This is a genomic window from Shinella zoogloeoides (assembly GCF_030733845.1).
GTDB lineage: Bacteria > Pseudomonadota > Alphaproteobacteria > Rhizobiales > Rhizobiaceae > Shinella > Shinella zoogloeoides_C.
In genome coordinates, this window is record NZ_CP132311.1 from 2554134 (window position 1) to 2570710 (window position 16577).

Annotated in this window: 17 protein-coding genes, 1 tRNA gene and 2 pseudogenes; 11 read left to right on the plus strand and 9 right to left on the minus strand. The window is 63.1% G+C overall.

What is annotated here, in order from left to right; genetic code table 11:
* Positions 1-100 precede the first annotated feature (100 nt).
* The 8 genes and pseudogenes from Q9316_RS13635 to Q9316_RS13670 all read left to right on the plus strand — a co-directional run.
* Positions 101-1414 carry a sugar ABC transporter permease gene (locus Q9316_RS13635; RefSeq protein ID WP_306032147.1) on the plus strand — a complete coding sequence of 438 codons (1314 nt, stop codon included), beginning with the start codon at positions 101-103 and terminating at the stop codon, positions 1412-1414.
* Positions 1415-1428: 14 nt separating this feature from the next.
* Positions 1429-2214 (plus strand): ATP-binding cassette domain-containing protein, encoded by a 786-nt coding sequence (locus Q9316_RS13640; RefSeq protein ID WP_306032148.1) that lies wholly within the window; start codon positions 1429-1431, stop codon positions 2212-2214.
* 168 nt (positions 2215-2382) lie between these two features.
* Positions 2383-2459 (plus strand) — tRNA-Arg (locus Q9316_RS13645).
* A gap of 366 nt (positions 2460-2825) precedes the next feature.
* Entirely contained in the window at positions 2826-3188 is a 363-nt protein-coding gene (locus tag Q9316_RS13650; protein ID WP_306035298.1) for an ArsR/SmtB family transcription factor, read from the plus strand.
* Positions 3189-3213: 25 nt separating this feature from the next.
* Positions 3214-3639 (plus strand): arsenate reductase (glutaredoxin), encoded by a 426-nt coding sequence (gene arsC / locus Q9316_RS13655; protein WP_306035299.1) that lies wholly within the window; start codon positions 3214-3216, stop codon positions 3637-3639.
* A gap of 9 nt (positions 3640-3648) precedes the next feature.
* Positions 3649-4704, plus strand: coding sequence for an ACR3 family arsenite efflux transporter (gene arsB, locus Q9316_RS13660; protein WP_306032149.1), 1056 nt, complete (start codon positions 3649-3651; stop codon positions 4702-4704).
* Positions 4704-5417: an arsenical resistance protein ArsH gene (arsH, locus tag Q9316_RS13665; RefSeq protein ID WP_306032150.1), complete on the plus strand. Its 714-nt coding sequence runs from the start codon at positions 4704-4706 to the stop codon at positions 5415-5417. Before arsB ends, arsH begins: the two co-directional genes overlap by 1 nt.
* A gap of 83 nt (positions 5418-5500) precedes the next feature.
* Positions 5501-5767: pseudogene (locus Q9316_RS13670) on the plus strand (hypothetical protein); the annotation flags it as partial.
* Positions 5768-5995: 228 nt separating this feature from the next.
* Here Q9316_RS13670 and Q9316_RS13675 read toward each other — a convergent pair.
* Positions 5996-6613, minus strand: a complete 618-nt coding sequence (locus Q9316_RS13675; protein WP_306032151.1) for an Imm43 family immunity protein — start codon at positions 6611-6613, stop codon at positions 5996-5998.
* Positions 6614-6789: 176 nt separating this feature from the next.
* On the opposite strand from Q9316_RS13675, the pseudogene Q9316_RS13680 reads away from it, so the two are divergent.
* A pseudogene (locus Q9316_RS13680) lies at positions 6790-6966 on the plus strand (DUF736 domain-containing protein); the annotation flags it as partial.
* Positions 6967-7011: 45 nt separating this feature from the next.
* On the opposite strand, the gene Q9316_RS13685 reads toward Q9316_RS13680, so the two are convergent.
* From Q9316_RS13685 to Q9316_RS13695, 3 genes are all read right to left on the minus strand, one after another.
* Entirely contained in the window at positions 7012-8781 is a 1770-nt protein-coding gene (locus Q9316_RS13685) for a hypothetical protein (protein ID WP_306032152.1), read from the minus strand.
* 68 nt (positions 8782-8849) lie between these two features.
* Positions 8850-9554 carry a hypothetical protein gene (locus Q9316_RS13690; protein WP_306032153.1) on the minus strand — a complete coding sequence of 235 codons (705 nt, stop codon included), beginning with the start codon at positions 9552-9554 and terminating at the stop codon, positions 8850-8852.
* Between the two features lie 89 nt (positions 9555-9643).
* On the minus strand, positions 9644-10423 hold the full coding sequence (locus Q9316_RS13695) for a hypothetical protein (protein WP_306032154.1): 780 nt from the start codon (positions 10421-10423) through the stop codon (positions 9644-9646).
* A gap of 250 nt (positions 10424-10673) precedes the next feature.
* Between Q9316_RS13695 and arsC (Q9316_RS13700) the strand changes: the two genes are divergently transcribed.
* The gene (gene arsC / locus Q9316_RS13700) at positions 10674-11096 is read left to right on the plus strand and encodes an arsenate reductase (glutaredoxin) (protein ID WP_306032155.1); all 423 of its coding nucleotides are present in this window, start codon (positions 10674-10676) and stop codon (positions 11094-11096) included.
* Between the two features lie 3 nt (positions 11097-11099).
* Here arsC (Q9316_RS13700) and Q9316_RS13705 read toward each other — a convergent pair whose 3' ends face one another.
* Entirely contained in the window at positions 11100-12083 is a 984-nt protein-coding gene (locus Q9316_RS13705; RefSeq protein WP_306032156.1) for a hypothetical protein, read from the minus strand.
* A gap of 481 nt (positions 12084-12564) precedes the next feature.
* On the opposite strand from Q9316_RS13705, the gene Q9316_RS13710 reads away from it, so the two are divergent.
* A complete protein-coding gene (locus tag Q9316_RS13710; protein WP_306032157.1) occupies positions 12565-13581 on the plus strand; it encodes a LacI family DNA-binding transcriptional regulator in 1017 nt (338 codons plus the stop codon).
* A gap of 1 nt (position 13582) precedes the next feature.
* On the opposite strand, the gene Q9316_RS13715 is transcribed toward Q9316_RS13710, so the two are convergent.
* From Q9316_RS13715 to Q9316_RS13730, 4 genes are all read right to left on the minus strand, one after another.
* Entirely contained in the window at positions 13583-14626 is a 1044-nt protein-coding gene (locus Q9316_RS13715; RefSeq protein WP_306032158.1) for a Gfo/Idh/MocA family protein, read from the minus strand.
* An 8-nt stretch (positions 14627-14634) separates the two neighbouring features.
* Entirely contained in the window at positions 14635-15420 is a 786-nt protein-coding gene (locus Q9316_RS13720; protein ID WP_306032160.1) for a ThuA domain-containing protein, read from the minus strand.
* 107 nt (positions 15421-15527) lie between these two features.
* On the minus strand, positions 15528-15869 hold the full coding sequence (locus tag Q9316_RS13725) for a DMT family transporter (RefSeq protein WP_306032161.1): 342 nt from the start codon (positions 15867-15869) through the stop codon (positions 15528-15530).
* Positions 15870-15929: 60 nt separating this feature from the next.
* Positions 15930-16490, minus strand: coding sequence for a TetR/AcrR family transcriptional regulator (locus tag Q9316_RS13730; RefSeq protein WP_306032162.1), 561 nt, complete (start codon positions 16488-16490; stop codon positions 15930-15932).
* Positions 16491-16577 lie beyond the last annotated feature (87 nt).

Sequence of the window (16577 nt, forward strand, 5' to 3'; positions counted from 1 at the left end):
GCGCTTGCGCAAGGTGGGCAGCGGGCGGAGGATAGGCGGCTCTATATCCTCGAGAAAGCCCGCACGACACGATCAACAAAGTGAGGGGGACGGCAAAGCGATGGCCGACATCACGAATACCGCACATGCCAATCGCGCGCGATCGGCGAGCGAGAATCCGGTAAAGCGCTTCTTCCGCGCGACCGAGATCGATACGCGCCTGCTCGGCATGGTCGGCGCGCTGCTGATCATCTGGATCGGCTTCAACATCCTGTCCGGCGGCCTGTTCCTGACGCCGCGAAACCTCTGGAACCTCTCCGTCCAGACCGCCTCCGTCGCCGTGATGGCGACCGGCATGGTGCTCGTCATCGTCACGCGCAACATCGACCTCTCGGTCGGCTCGATCCTCGGCTTCGTCGGCATGATCATGGGCGTGCTGCAGGTCGAGCTCCTGCCGCAGCTCATCGGCTTCAACCATCCCGCCACCTGGATCGTCACCCTCCTCGCCGGCATCGCGCTCGGCGCCGCCATCGGCGCGCTGCACGGCTCCATCATCGCCTTCCTCAACGTGCCGTCCTTCATCGTGACACTCGGCGGTCTCCTGATCTGGCGCGGCGCCACATGGTTCGTCACGAGCGGGCGCACGGTCGCCCCGATGGACACCACCTTCCGCCTGATGGGCGGCGGCACCGAGGGCTCGATCGGCGCGACGGCGAGCTGGATCGTCGGCATCCTCGCCTGCATCGCCATCGTCGCGACGATCGCCAACTCCCGCAAGCAGCGCAAGCGCTTCGGCTTTCCGCTCCGCCCCATGTGGGCCGAGTATTTCCTCGTCGCCGTCGGCTGCGCGCTGGTGCTCGGCGCCATCGCCGTCGTCAACAGCTATCCCTGGCCGGTCGCCATCGCCCGCAAATATGCCGACGCCAACGGCATCGCCTGGCCGGAGGGCGGCCTGTTCATCCCGCACGGCATCGCCATTCCCGTGCTGATCGCCATCGTCGTCGGCATCGTCATGACCTTCATCTCGACGCGCCTGCGCTTCGGCCGCTACGTCTTCGCCCTCGGCGGAAATCCGGAAGCCGCCGAGCTCGCCGGCATCAAGACCCGCTGGGTCACGGTCAAGATCTTCGCGCTGATGGGCATGCTCTGCGCCATCGCCGCCGCCATCTCGACCGCCCGCCTCAACGCCGCCACCAACGCGCAGGGCGAACTCGACGAGCTATACACCATCGCTGCGGCCGTCATCGGCGGCACGTCGCTCGCCGGCGGCATGGGCACCATCGCGGGCGCCATGCTCGGCGCCCTCGTCATGCAATCGCTGCAATCGGGCATGGTGCTGGTCGGCATCGACACCCCGTTCCAGCGCATCGTGGTCGGCATGGTCCTCGTCGTCGCCGTCTGGCTCGACACGATCTACCGCGCCCGCGCCAAGTAAGAGGAGCCCACCCAATGACGGACAAAAGCACGCCCCTCGTGGAGCTGAAGAACATCTCCATCTCCTTCGGCGGCATCCATGCCGTGGACAATGCCTCGGTCGATCTCTATCCCGGCGAGGTCGTCGCCCTGCTCGGCCACAACGGCGCCGGCAAGTCGACGCTGATCAAGATCCTCTCCGGCGCTTACAAGCGCGATGCCGGCGAGATCCTGATCAACGGCGAGCCGGCCGATATAAGCAATCCGCGCGACGCCAAGAAATACGGCATCGAGACGATCTACCAGACGCTCGCCGTCGCCGACAACGTGGACGCCGCCGCCAACCTCTATCTCGGCCGCGAGCTGCGCACGCCGTGGGGCACGCTCGACGACGTGGCGATGGAGGCTAAGACCCGCGAGGTGATGGGCCGCCTCAACCCGAACTTCCAGCGCTTCAAGGAGCCGGTGAAGGCGCTGTCGGGCGGCCAGCGCCAGTCGGTGGCGATCGCAAGGGCCATCCTCTTTAACGCCCGCATCCTCATAATGGACGAGCCGACGGCGGCGCTCGGACCCCAGGAGACGGCGCAGGTCGGCGAGCTGATCAAGCAGCTCAAGAAGGAAGGCATCGGCATCTTCCTGATCAGCCACGACATCCACGACGTCTTCGACCTCGCCGACCGCGTCTCGGTGATGAAGAACGGTCAGGTCGTCGGCCACGCCCGCACCGAGGACGTGACCAAGGACGAGGTGCTCGGCATGATCATCCTCGGCAAGGTCCCGGAAAAAGCCATCCCCGGCCCCGGCGCCATGCAGACCGCCTGACAGCCCACACGAAAGAGCCGCCGGAAACCCGGCGGCTCTTTCCGTTCAACAAGATCGCGCCAGCAAACCGCAGAAGAGATATCCCTTTCCGCAATTTCCCGATTGAAGCCCGCCCCCAGCTAGGCTAAGAACCCTCTCATCGGACAGGCGAGTCATCGCCTAGGGCAAGCACCCGTAGCTCAGCTGGATAGAGTGTTGGATTCCGATTCCAAAGGTCACAGGTTCGAATCCTGTCGGGTGCGCCATTTCAGTACAGAACCACTAACGCCGAATGCCGCCGATTTGCTGCGAGAAGCGGCAACAAGCGTGCGTAGCAGTTCCGATTTCGATTCAATGATGCGAACTTCGTCGTCAGCGACCTCAACGCGCTGCGCCAGCGCGCGAGGGTGGTCCCGCCGATAGTCGCCTTCTTCGAGCTTATCCGCGCGACTGCTATGCGAAATGCGTCCACAACGTGGGCCGGATTCTCAACGCATGAACCCACACCATCGCGCCCGCCTGTATACTGCAGGCGGGCGCTTTCGCCTGTTCGCATTTTTCCGCCACGCGACTGGCGCGCCGTCACGGACTAGTGTATTCAATATCTCAATGATTCTTGAGATATTGAGATGATGAACGAAAATCGAGCTCTCGACGCCTTTGCCGCGCTATCGCAGGAAACACGATTGCGCATCGTCCGCTTGCTCGTGATCGCCGGCCCCGATGGCCTGTCTGCCGGCGCAATCGGCGAAGCGATGGACAGCGCATCCTCGTCGCGCATGTCGTTCCATCTGGGCCATCTCGAACAGGCCGGCCTTGTGGAATCCCGGCGCGAGGGCCGCTCGATCATCTACAGCGCGGCTCTGCCGACGCTCGCCGGCCTTATCGAATTTCTCATGCGCGACTGCTGCCAGGGCCATCCCGAGGTGTGCAATCCGGCGATGGCCGCGCTGTCTTCCTGCTGCGAACCGACGAAAGGCACCGCCCATGGCTGATGCAGGCCACTCCGCACGCGTCCCCATGGACGTCATCACCTATCACAACCCCGATTGCGACACGTCGCGCAACACGCTGGCGATGATCCGCAATGCCGGCATCGAGCCGCACGTCATCGAATATCTGAAGACGCCGCCCAGCCGGGCAATGCTCACGCAACTCATCACGCGCATGGGCATCGTCCCCCGCGCGCTGCTGCGCGAAAAAGGCACGCCCTATGCCGACCTCGGCCTTGGCGATCCGGCGCTCACCGACAACGCGCTTCTGGACGCTATGATGGCGCATCCGATCCTCATCAACCGGCCGATCGTCGTCAGCCCGAAAGGCGTGAAGCTCTGTCGACCGTCGGAAGACGTGCTTGACCTGCTGCCGCCGCAGCAAGGCGAGTTCGTCAAGGAGGACGGCGAGCGTGTCATCGACGGGCACGGCCGCCGTGTCGCGACGGCTTGAGGATCGGGCATGTCCACCTTTGAACGCTATCTGACCCTCTGGGTCGCCCTCTGCATCGTCGTCGGGATCGCGCTCGGCCATCTTATGCCGGGCCTGTTTCAGATGATCGGCACGGCCGAAATCGCCAAGGTCAACCTGCCGGTCGCGGTGCTGATCTGGTTGATGGTCATTCCCATGCTGCTCAAGATCGACTTCGCCGCGCTCGGCGAGGCCGGCCGGCACTGGCGCGGCATCGGCGTGACGCTGTTCGTCAATTGGGCGGTGAAGCCCTTTTCGATGGCGCTGCTCAGTTGGCTGTTCATTGGTTGGCTGTTCCGGCCTTATCTGCCAGCCGAACAGATCGACAGCTATATCGCCGGCCTTATCATCCTCGCCGCGGCCCCCTGCACCGCGATGGTCTTCGTCTGGTCTAATCTCACCAAGGGCGAACCACATTTCTCGCTGAGCCAGGTCGCACTCAACGATGCGATCATGGTGGTCGCCTTCGCACCCATCGTCGGCCTGTTGCTCGGCCTGTCCGCGATCACAGTGCCCTGGAGCACACTGATCCTGTCGGTCGTGCTCTACATCGTCATTCCGGTCATCATCGCGCAGATCGTGCGACGGCAGATGCTGGCGGCTGGCGGGCAAGCCGCGCTGGATCGGTTGCTCGCCAAGCTCGGGCCGATCTCGCTCGTCGCCTTGCTCGCGACGCTGGTGCTGCTGTTCGGCTTCCAGGGCGAGCAGATCATCGCACAGCCCTTGGTGATCGCGCTGCTGGCCGTGCCGATCCTGATCCAAGTCTATTTCAATTCGGGGCTGGCCTACCTCCTTAATAGGATCTCAGGCGAACAGCATTGCGTCGCCGGTCCCTCTGCGCTGATCGGCGCGTCCAACTTCTTCGAGCTGGCCGTTGCTGCCGCTATCAGCCTGTTCGGTTTCCATTCCGGCGCGGCGCTCGCCACCGTCGTCGGCGTGCTGATCGAAGTGCCGGTCATGCTCTCCGTCGTCTGGATCGTGAACCGATCGAAGGACTGGTATGAACGCGGCGGCAAGCCGGAGAGCGTCGCGGAGGCCAATCGCTGATGCTGGTTGACCTTCCGAACCTCCATGCCGATTGCGTGGAAATTCCGAGCACCGAGCGGCTGCGCGCAACGCCTTCGTCCCATCCGCCGCGTATCCTGCTGCTTTACGGGTCGCTGCGCGAACGCTCGTACAGCCAGTTTCTCACGCTCGAAGCCGAGCGGCTGCTGAACCATTTCGGAGCGGAAACGCGCGTCTTCGATCCGATGGGCCTGCCGCTGCCGGATGGCGCCAAGGTCAATCACCCGAAGGTGCAGGAGCTGCGCGAATTGTCGCTCTGGTCGGAAGGGCAGGTGTGGAGCAGCCCGGAACCCCATGGCGCAATGAGCGCGGTGATGAAGGCGCAAATCGACTGGATTCCGCTCTCCGTCGGAGCCATTCGGCCGACACAGGGCCGGACGCTCGCCGTCATGCAGGTCAGCGGTGGCTCGCAGAGGTTCAACGCCGTCAACCAGATGCGCGTGCTCGGCCGCTGGATGCGGATGGTGACGATCCCGAACCAGTCGTCCGTCGCAAAAGCCTATCAGGAATTCGACGAAGCCGGCCGCATGAAGCCGTCCTCTTACTATGACCGGGTGGTCGACGTGATGGAGGAACTGGTCAAGTTCACACTGCTCACCCGCGACGTGTCGGCTTATCTCACCGAGCGCTATTCCGAACGCAAGGAAAGCGCCGCGGCCCTGGTGCGACGGGTGAACCTGTCGGCGGCAACCTGACGATATCATAACCGGCTCGACCGCGAGCCGCGTCCCGTGCCAAGTTCGGCAATGGCCGTTTCCGGCTCTTCTTCCGCTACAGCAGCGCCAGCAAGGTCATCATCTTCGCATGGGTGAACTATGAGAACAGCCTGCGGACCTGCGGCTCCGGACGCCTGCAAGCTCTTCAAGGGAATGCTCGACGACGGCAACTCGCCCGACGATTGGGAGGCGATGCACAAGCAGGCGTCCGACTCCAAGGCCGTTACCCGGCTGGAAAAAGCCTCTCCCTCAAAATCATGAAGATTAGTCCCGGCGCGGGCCTTGTCTGCTTCGTCGCCAACGCCACCTGTGAATCACTCACACGCTAAATCTGCCGGCAGGTCTGCGCTATTATGATCGTCGACGCGCGCTGCACCGCGCCAGCAGATTATTTGGCGCTGGCAAACTATGAAAACCGCTGCGCAATGTCGCAAAAGTCGATCGCGAAACTCGGACGTTTGCGACAGGGGTGCGACAACAATTGCCGAGCAATTTTAACGCCGCCGTCATGCCAGAAAAATCAGGATTTTCTCGGAGAATTTGCTTCCATTCCTTGTTCAATCTCGATGCCAAAAAGGAATGTATTGAAAGTCCTCAATGGGTATGAATTCCAAGCCGATTATTTTTTCATCAAAGCAATCTTTCATAAATCTTTCAGAGCAAATCGTTTCTCCAAAAAAATCGAGAGACTTAAAAATATCTCTTTTAGGGTCTTTCGACAGATCAATCCTGAACTTTTCAATCTTGTCAAAATTAGGCATGCCGGGGAAATATTTATTATAAATTACGTCACCACTACCCAAGTCCCTATCATATTCAAAAGTTGAATTATTCAAATCAATCATGGAGAACCAATCGCCAAACACGATGTAGAAATAATCTTTCTTCGGCTTTTTACCTCCAGCAATGATAAAACGAACGGGAATTTCCTTTATCCTTTCTGAGTATTTTTTAGCGATTTCAATGAATTCCGCCGACGCAATATCGTTCGATTCGAAGAAATCGAAATCAATAGATCGATTTGAAACCTTTGCGATATGCTCTCTTTTGATTTCGATGGAGTCGATATCGGGATTAAGGTTATCCCAATCCAGTCCGCCGTCATCATCTTTCCAGAGCAAAGCAGTAGGGCAGCCTGGCGCGCCGTGTTGATATTTAATTACATAATATTTCATCAATATTCGGCCTATAACCTATAGCTTTGTTTTCGCGGAATTCCCGAATATAGCGAGACTTTCGCACCTGATTTTTGCTGCGTTGCAGAATAGCAATTTTTGCGAGGGTTCATAAGAGCCAGCTCCTCGCAGCAAGTATTGTGGCGTCGCCCTTCGGGCCGCGCTGTCGGCTGCACCGGTGCGCGACCGAGTTCAGCGCCGCCTGGAAGAAGACCGCCCGCGAAACCGGCCGCGAATACCTCTCGGTCAAGCTCGACGATCCGAGCTTCCCGGCCCCGATCTACGCCAGCCTGGTCGACGCCGAGGACGGCAGCAGCCACAACCTCATCTGGTCCCGCCGCAACGGCCACTGAGACCGGCCCCTTAAGAAGCCCCGCGGCGGCGGGGCTTCTCCCCGCTCACTCCGGCAGGCGTTTTGCCACGTCGAGGTAGTGGATGCCGACCTGTACCAGCGTGTGCAGGGCCTCGCGCAGGTCCTCGTCGGAGGGAGCGTCCGGCAGCGTGGTGATGGGCGATTCCTGGAGGAGCTTTAGCGTCAGGGCGAAGGCTTCCTGCATCTTTGTGACGAGAATCGTGGTTGCCGCATCGAGCGGCTGATGCTCGCGAAGGACGTTGAACCGTTCGCCGAGGAATTCCATGCCGATCGCCCGGTCTTCGCACACGGCGGTGTTGAACCGCTCGAACAGGAAGCGTTCGAGATCGATCGTGATCGCGCTGTCGATCAGCACGTCGTCGCGCGCCGGCGCGCGCGCTTCCATCGGCGGATCGATGCGGTTCGACTTCAGGACGACGAAGACGCTGGTATCGGCCTGCGCTTCCAGGCCGGCGATGAAATGCGCCGGGCTGCGGCCCGTGCCGGAGACATCAGCGATGATCGTGCGCGCGCCGCGCAGCCGCGAGACATAGGCGGCATAGGCCGGGCTGTCGGCGAGGAAGAGGTCGCGCGACGACGGGAGGTAGTGCACAGCCATCTTGCGCGGGGAAAGGCCGATCATCCAGCGCAGCAGATGGACCCACATGTTGGAATCGCGCCCGCACATCAACAGCGTGTCCGCCCCGGCCGCGTTCGCCCGCCGGATGAGGATGAGGCCGGCGATGATCAGCAGCGGGATGTTGGCATCGAACTGCGCCAGTTGCGCCTGCCGCGCCGTCTTGTCGAAGGAGAAGCTGGAAAGCCGGGCTTTCCGCACCGCCTTGGCGAATTCGCCAAGGCCGACCGAGCACAGGACGGTCTCCCCCATCGACCAAGCGGATGTCGTGACGTGCTCGGCGTCGATGCCGGCCTTGCGCGCCTGCGCGACGTCCGAGTGATGATTGTCGCCGTAGTGGCGCAGGATCCGGTGCCCGGCGAGGATTTTCGGCCAGATCGTGCCATGGTGCTTGCCGTGATTGCTCAGATGGATCGTCAGCCCCGGCAGGCCGCATTTCTCCTCGACGATCTTCCGCAGGAAGGATTCCGGCAGGTACATGTCGGAAATGATCAGGTCGTCGTGCCGGACGCGGGCGACCATTTCCTGGATCGGAAACAGGTTGTCCCACTCCTCGGCAAGTTCCAGCATTTTCAGCCGCTCGATCAGGCCGTCCGGCCAGCCCGTGGCCTCGGCGAGCTTCGCATAGACGTCATCGAGCGTGTAGTCGCCGCTTCGCCAGAGGTCTGCTTCCAGGCTCTGGCGGAGCCGCGCGAAGCCTTTTGCCCGGGCCTTGGCCTCCACAGCATCGAAAACGGCGAGCGGATCGACGCAGTAGCGCGCAACGAGCGTATCGAACAGATCGAAGGTCTGCACGGCCGGCAAATAGCCGCGTAGCGCCAAGGGCCGGAAGTAATGCAGGTGGATTTCTTCCTCCAGCAGGAAGGGGCCGACGATCTCGCGGCTGCCATCGTCCGCCTCCATGAGGATGGCGATGCAGGACGGGGTTCCGTCCTCGCGCAGGATGAACAGCCTGTCGTCGTCGATCCGCCAGCCGGCCTCGTTCGGATGCTGGTAGCCGCCGATCCTGCCGTCCTTTTCGAAGAGCATGCCAGACGTGACCAGATGGCGCTGCGGCCCGACTTCGAAGCTGAAGACGTGCCGGGTCAGCCAGTCGGCCGTCAGGCGCGCCTTTTCGGGCGTCGCCGGCGGGTTCGGTTGCGTTTGCCGGAAGGTCAGGGCGGGGGCGAACAGGTTCACGGGGGCAGGCTCCGGGGGCGTTGGGTCGAGGTGTCCGCCCGGATCGTCGCGGGCGGGCGAAGGTCGGCTCACTTCTTCTGGATCGCGATCATCTTGATCCTCCAGTGATCCGTTCCGCCGCGCTCGTCCCAATGCACGAACACGTTGGCGATCTGGGACTGGATGATCTCCCGCTTGAACTCGTTGACATGCGGGCTGTCGAGCAATCCGGTGAGGATGTATTTCTGGAAGACCTCCTCGGTCCGCGGGGTTGGCGGCAGGATGTCGTCGACTTCCTGATTGTGCCAGTGCAGGTCCTCGATGACGTAGAACCCGCCCGGCTGCAGCTTTTCGAACAGTTCCGAGAAAGCGACCTGCTGGTGGTAGGGGCAGTGCGAACCGTCATCGACGATGATCTTGAGCGGCGGCGTGTTGCGCTTGAACTCCATCAGGGAGTCGCGCGAGCCCGCATCGCAATGGAAGAAGGTGAACCGGTCGCGGTCGTTGAGGGACGAGAAATCGGAAATGTCGACGCCGTAGACATAGGCGTTCGGGAAGAAGTTGAGCCACATCTCGACGGAAGGCGCGGTCGCCGAGATACGGGTTGCCGCAAGTTCCTGGTTCTGCGGGCCGATCTGGAGGCCGATTTCCAGCATGTAGAACGGCTGCTCGCGAAAGCCGCCGAACAGGAATGAATAGAGCGGCGCGTAGTTGTGCGCGTGGTGGACGACATCCCCCTTGTCAGACCCAAAATGGTTGGCAAGTTTCGTCAGGTTCGGGGCTGGGTTGAACAAGGCATTTCTCCGTTTTCTGGATATCCAGACTGATTGCGTATCGACGGCGCCGGTGAAGCTTTACAAGACCCGCATTCGGCCAAATGCCGTCACAAGGGCCGCGGCGCGAACTTCGGCAGGTCGAACCTTTCCCCGAAAAGATGCAGCCACAGGCGCTCGAGGATGTAGCCGTAGACCGCGACGCCGGACACCGCGAGATTGCGCAGGATGTCGATGGATTCGGCGGGAACCGCGGCAACCCGGCTGTTGCGGACGGCGAAGATGGCGCCGTAGGAGAACACGCCGACCATGTGCCGCTCGGCCTCCGCCGCCAGGTCGTCGAGCTTGGCGAGGCTGAGGAAGTGGCTGGCGATGTTGGTGCCGTCGGGCAGGCCGCCATGGATGGCGCGATAGACGTTGCCCATGCCCCAGGCGCCCTGGTCGATGAAGTCGATCGGGCCCCAGGTCAGCAGCGAGAACCGCTCGAGGCGCACGCGCGGCCGGCCGAACAGCCCGCGTTCGTATTCGGCAAGGAGGAGCGGCGGCGGCACTTTCTTGTCGGAAAGCCATTGCCAGGACATCGGCTGCAGGTCGTCCCAGTTCTTCCAGGTGTGCAGGAGGCTGATGAAATCCGGGCTGTGCTCGAAGGGGCCGCCCTGGGCATAGACGGTGAAGCCGTCGTCGTCCCGCGCGTCCGTCAGCATGTGATGGAGGTAGGTTTCCGACTCCCGCCCCTCGTTGGGGCGGTCGATGATCTGGCTGGCGCGCTGCAGGACGCCGGGCGAGTCGATCCTGTCGCCCTTGTTGTAGATGATGACCTCGAAGTCGTCGGGGATCAGCTTGATCCACTCCAGCGGTTCGGAATAGCGGGCAAGTACGACACGGTTCATCAAGGCTCTCCAGCACGTCACGGCACCGGAACGGAAATCTTTCACGAGCGAAAGGCTTCGGGCGCATCCATCCGTTCCGGCCTCAGCCTATGGCATGAATAACTTGCTCGTGGCTGGCCGCTTCGCGCCGGGGCGACGGGGATGCGCCGGTCGGCCTGTCGTCCGGCAGTGGTCAAGCCGCATCCCGCTTGACGGGAAGCGCACATTCCGTATGCCATGCGGCAAAACACTCCCCGTGAAAGGCCGAACCATGGATGCGATCATCTACCACAATGCGAAATGCGGCACGTCGCGCAACACGCTCGCCCTCATCCGCAATGCCGGCATCGAGCCCACGGTCGTCGATTACCTCGCCTCGCCACCGTCGAAGGCCGAATTGCGGGCGATGATCGCGGCCGCCGGCATTACCGTGCGCGCGGCGCTGCGCGAGAAGGATACGCCCTATGCCGCGCTCGGCCTCGCCGATCCCGCGCTTTCGGACGACACCCTGCTCGATCACATGATTGCCGAGCCGATCCTGATCAACCGCCCCTTCGTGAAGACCCCGCTCGGGACACGGCTCTGCCGGCCGTTGGAAGTCGTGCTCGATATTCTGCCAGACACGCACAAGGGGCCGTTTTCGAAGGAGGACGGGGAAAAGGTGATCGGCGACGACGGTAAGCGCCTCGCCTGACCCCTAAGCGACGGACGCCGCCTTCACGACGGCAAGGCCGAGGGCGGCGCGAAGGGTCGCCTCGCTCTCTTCGGCAAAGCGCAAGGCCGCGAGGCGCCCACGCTTCTCATCGCGCGGCGGCAGCGGGCCGGCAAGCCGCTCGGCGGCATCCTCCACGGCGGCCGCGATATGCGGCAGGTTCTCGATGATGCACAGGCGATGGGCGAGCGAGCCCTGGCGCACGACGACCGGGATGCCGAGCTGCACCGCGCGTCCGAGAATGCCGGTCGCATGGTCGCCGACCCGCGGGAAAAGGCACCAGACCGTATCGCTCGCCGCATAGGCGCCGAGCAATTCGGCATCACTGACCGTGCGATCGACCATCACGCCGCCCGCCTCGCTCAGCACGGCGGCATGCTCGCCCGCTTCCTGCACCACCTTGCCGCAGGCGATGAACTGGTAACGCCCGCGCAACCCGGCCGACCGGGCATAGATATCGGCAAAAAGATCGAACCCTTTCTGCGCGCTCTGGCTGCCGATCGCCGTCAGGACCAGCCGGTCGCCCGACCGCCGCTCGGCGCGCAGGAGGTTCACGGCCTTGCGCTCCTCCTCTGCCAGGTCCCAGAGCTGGAAGTCATGAATCCAGCCGTCCGCAATCGACGCGAAACCCGGGAAGACGCTGAACGGCAGGATGGTCAAGGTCTGGACGGAACGGCAGGGCTTCAACCTTTGCAGCACCGCCCGCTTCCAGCGGCATTGCCAGCGGGGCGACGCGGCAAGCGGCATCGGACGCAGCAGCAGGCCCGCCGTGCGCCGACCGGTGAGCGCGCGCAGCAGGCCGACCGCGACATAGAGAAGGAAAGCCTCCTCGACCATCAGGAACAGCACCGGCGCGCGGGAAAGGAAGAGGTCGCGTAGCCCAGCCCGGCGGGCGCCGAACAGACGCTCCAGAACACGCAGATAGGATGGGCGCCGGCCGGTCTCGCCGCGGGTATAGACAAGCGGCACGGCGGGCCGTCCCGCGGCCCTGCCTATCCGCACGCGGGCCCAGTTCAGCCACCGGCGAACCCCGGCTTCAAGGCGTTCAGGCCGCAGGTCCGCGCGCGCAGCCGAACCCGTTGCGGCTGGCATGTCAGAGCTCGCCTGCATGGTCTTCCCCCGAAAATCGTCGTGAAAATCCTCCGGCGCCGTCCCCTGCCCCGAAAGAAGTCGTCAAGGCAAGCCGGGTTTACCCCTTTCGCTTGCCGTTATGCGAACAGCATCCACGGAGGGCAATGAAGCCCTTCAAGCACAACCTGATCGCTAATATCTAGACTTTAACGTGCCTTTGACAAATTTCAAGCGCGATTTTACAACCTTTGCGGATCATCAGCGTGCAGCTTTCGAACACGCCATGAACCTCCCGGCGCTCTATCAGACGCTTGCTTGCCGCACCGCGCCGGAAGGTTCATAAAGGCCGCGATCGACCGACCGCATGCAGGGAGACAGGATGAACCTCAAGGAATTTGCCGCCCGCATCGGCCTCTCCCAGACGACAGTGAGCCGGGCGATGAGCGGATATCCGGAGGTGAAACCGGAGACCCGCGCCCGCGTGCTGGAGGCGGCCGAGCGCCTCGGCTACCGGCCGAACATCAGCGCGCAGCGGCTGGCGACCGGCCGGGCCGGTGCGATCGGCATCGTCTTCCAGGGCGGCGGGCGTTTCGGCCCCCATTCCAGCGAGTTCATGGGTGGGCTTTCTACGCGCCTGCAACGGGACGGCATCGACATTCTCGTCTCGACCGTCGAGACGGAGGAGGAGGAAGCGGCCGCCTATCGCCGGCTCGCCGCCAGCAAGCGGGTGGATGCGGTGATCGTGCACACGCCCGCCTGCACGGATGCGCGGATCGCGCTTCTGCAGGCGCTGGGCCTGCCCTTCATCGTGCATGGCCGCAGCGAGGCGAAAAAACCCTTCGCCTTTCTCGATATCGACAATTTCGGCGCGATCGCAACGGCGACGAAACACCTCAGCGATCTCGGCCACCGCCGCATCGCACTCATCAATGGCGACACGGCCAGCACCTACGCACGAGATCGGGAGAACGCCTGGCGCACGACGCTCGCGGCTCGCGGCCTTCAGGCCGATCCAGCGCTGGTTGGCTACGGCGAATTCACGGACGAGACCGGCTTCCGGCTGATGCAATCGTTCCTTGCCCTGCCCGCCCCGCCAACCGCCGTCATCGCCGGATCGATGATGTCGGCGCTCGGCGCCATGCGGGCGATCCGCATTGCGGGCCTTGCCCTCGGCGACGACGTCTCGCTCATCGCCCATGACGACGTCTTCCCCTATCTCAGCCCCGACAATCTCGTGCCGGCGCTCACCACGACGCAATCGCCGATCCGCGCGGCGGGCGAGCGGATCGGCGATATGGCGTTGCGGTTGTTGCAGGGCGAGAAGCCGGAGGCGTTGCAGGAGGTCTGGCCGGTCGATTTCGTCGTTCGCGCATCGACAGGCCCTGCCCCGTTCTAGGTCAGACCTTCAGTTCACAGCGCCCCTTCTCGGTCTCGATGGCAAGGTCGAGGACCTTCTGAAGCTCGGCGGCGTGGCGAAAGCCGGGCTCGATCTTTTGTCCCGCGGCGACGGCGGCGGCGAAGCGCTGGTAGTTAGTGGGCACCGTGCCGGCGTCGATGTCCCGCCAGACGGCCTTTTCGACATCCTCGCCAAGGCAGCCGCGCAGCTTCGAGCCCTCGGTCGAGTGGACGACCTCGAGGGCGCCCCTGTCGCCATGCATGCGCAGGCGAAGCTCGTTTAGATGACCGGTCGCCCAACGGCTGGAATGGATGACGCCGAGCGCGCCATTGGCGAAATCGACGGTCATGGTGAAGCTGTCATTCGCATCGAGATCGTATTCGCCGATACGGTTGTCCGGCGCCTTGTCGAAGGCCTTGAGCCGCGCGAAGACATGCTCGACGTCGCTCGCCGCGCCGTAGCTGGCGAAGTCGAGGATGTGGATGCCGACATCCCCCAGCACGCCGTTCGAGCCATGCCGGGTGGAAAGCCGCCAGAGCCATTGGCTCTCCGTCGCCCAGTTGCCCCAGGCCTTCGAGACGAGCCAGCTTTGCAGGTAGGAGGCCTCGACATGGCGCACATGGCCGATTTCGCCGGCGAGCACCATCTCGCGCGCTTTCTGCAAGGGCGCGACATTGCGGTAGGTGAGGTTCACCATGGTGACCAGGCTGGACGCCTCGGCGGCGCGCGCCATCTCGTCCGCCTTGGCGTAGTTTTCCGCCAGCGGCTTTTCGCACATAACGTGTTTTCCGGCCGCCAGCAGCGCCAGCGTCGTGGGATGGTGCGCGCGGTCCGGTGTCACATTGGTCGCGGCATCGAAGCCGTCCCAGGCGATTGCGTCTTCCAGCGAGGTAAAGACGTTAGGAATGGCGTGCGTATCGGCAAACGCCTTGGCGCGCGAGGGGTCCACGTCCACGGCGCCGACGAGATCGACGCCGTCGATCGCAGCGAAGTGCTTGGCATGGGCATTGGCCATGCCGCCTGTTCCAAGAATGAGCAGACGCATCGTTCGCCTCAGCGGTAACCGGCTTCGCCGGCTTCATGCAGTTTCGGCCCGCGCTCGACGATCGGCTCCAGCGCCTTCTCGACCGGCACGTTCGGCGCATCGTGGATCGCCGCGTAGGTGCCCTGCGGGTTAAAGGCCCATTTCACGCCATTGACGAGCACCTTCCGGACAGTGGTGTCGTGATAGGTCGGATAGGTCTCGTGGCCCGGCCGGAAATAGAAGATATTGCCCGCGCCGCGCCGCCAGGTGAGGCCCGAACGGAAGACCTCGCCGCCGGCGAACCAGGAAATGAACACCGTTTCCAAGGGCTCCGGCACGGAGAACTGCTCGCCATACATCTCCTCGTTTTCCAGCACGAAGTTCTCGCCGAGGCCTTCGGCGATCGGATGGCGTGGATTGACGACCCAGACGCGCTCGCGCTCGCCCGCCTCGCGCCATTTCAGTGCGCAGGGCGTGCCCATCAGGCGCTTGAATATCTTCGAGAAATGACCGGAATGCAGGACCAGAAGCCCCATGCCTTCCCACACCCGCCTTGCCACGCGCTCGACCACCTCGTCGCTGACCGCTCCATGGTCCTTGTGGCCCCACCAGACGAGCACGTCCGTCTCGGCAAGCCGTGTTTCCGTCAGCCCATGCTCCGGCTCCTGCAGGGTGGCGGTGGTGGCGGCGATATCAGGATCCGCGTTGAGCGCCTCGGCGATCGTGTTGTGCATGCCGTCCGGATAGATCGAACGGACGACCGCGTTCGTCTGCTCGTGGATGTTCTCACCCCATACGATGGTGCGTATTGCCATGTGCCGTTCCTTTGAAGCCAAGAATTGAAACCGCTTTCAATTCGTCGGAACCGATAGAACCAGACCCCTTTCTTGGCAAGCGGGGGCCGTGACGATTCCAGCGCCTTTCAGTGGAATGTCGACTTGGAGAAAAGGTTCAACACTAAAACGCCCGCGATGATGAGACCGAGGCCGAAAATGGCGGCCGGGTCGAGCTTCTGGCCGAAAGCGAAATAACCGACGAGCGAGATCAGCACGATGCCGAGCCCGCTCCAGATCGCGTAAGCGATGCCGACCGGAACGTAGCGCAGGCTCCAGGAGAGGAAGAAGAAGGCGATGGCATAGCAGACCACCATCATCACGGTCGGCACGAGGCGCGTGAAGTGCTGGGCGGCCTGCATGGCCGAGGTGCCGAGCACCTCGAAGACGATGGCGACGACGAGGACGGCGTAGACGGCGGTGAGGTTCATGACGTGTCTCCGGCGCAAGCAGCGCCAACGGGCGCCTTGTCCGGCGCGAAATTCGGGATATCAGGTGCGCGAAAGCGCCAGCAGGCGCTCCAGCACGGCCGCACGCGTCGTCGCGTCCAGCGCTGGCGTGCCGAGCAGGTCGGCAAGCCACAGGCCATCGACGGCGTAGCGCACCAGCACGGCATCGAGCGCGGAATCCGTGCCGACATTTTCCGCAAGCTGCCGTTCCACCCATTGTCGCCAGCGTTCGCGCAGATGCGGCTCGGAGATGAGCGCGACGGTCAGCACCTTCCATTGGTCGCCGTCCGCCATGCCGTCGGGCAGGAACCACACGGCGACATAGGCCCGCGTGAAGCGCCCCTTCGGCTCGGGGTCGTCCCGCATCCGCTCTGCAAGCGCCCGGTCGAACTTCTGCGTGAGATCGTCGAACAGGCCGTCGAGCAGCGACAGCTTGTTGGGGAAATGATGCAGCAGGCCACCCTTGCTGACGCCGGCCGCCTGCGAGACCGCGTCGAGCGTCACGCTTGCAGGCCCCTTCTCAAGTGACAGCCGTGCCGCGACCTCCAGCAGTTGCTGGCGGACGGCTTCGGGATGCTTTTTGCGGTGGTGGGCCTTGCTCATGCCAAAAACATACCGTCTAGACGGTTTCTTGTCAATTATGAAAGTGCAGCCCGTTGCGCGCTTCGTCGCAGCGAAAGGCCTGCCATT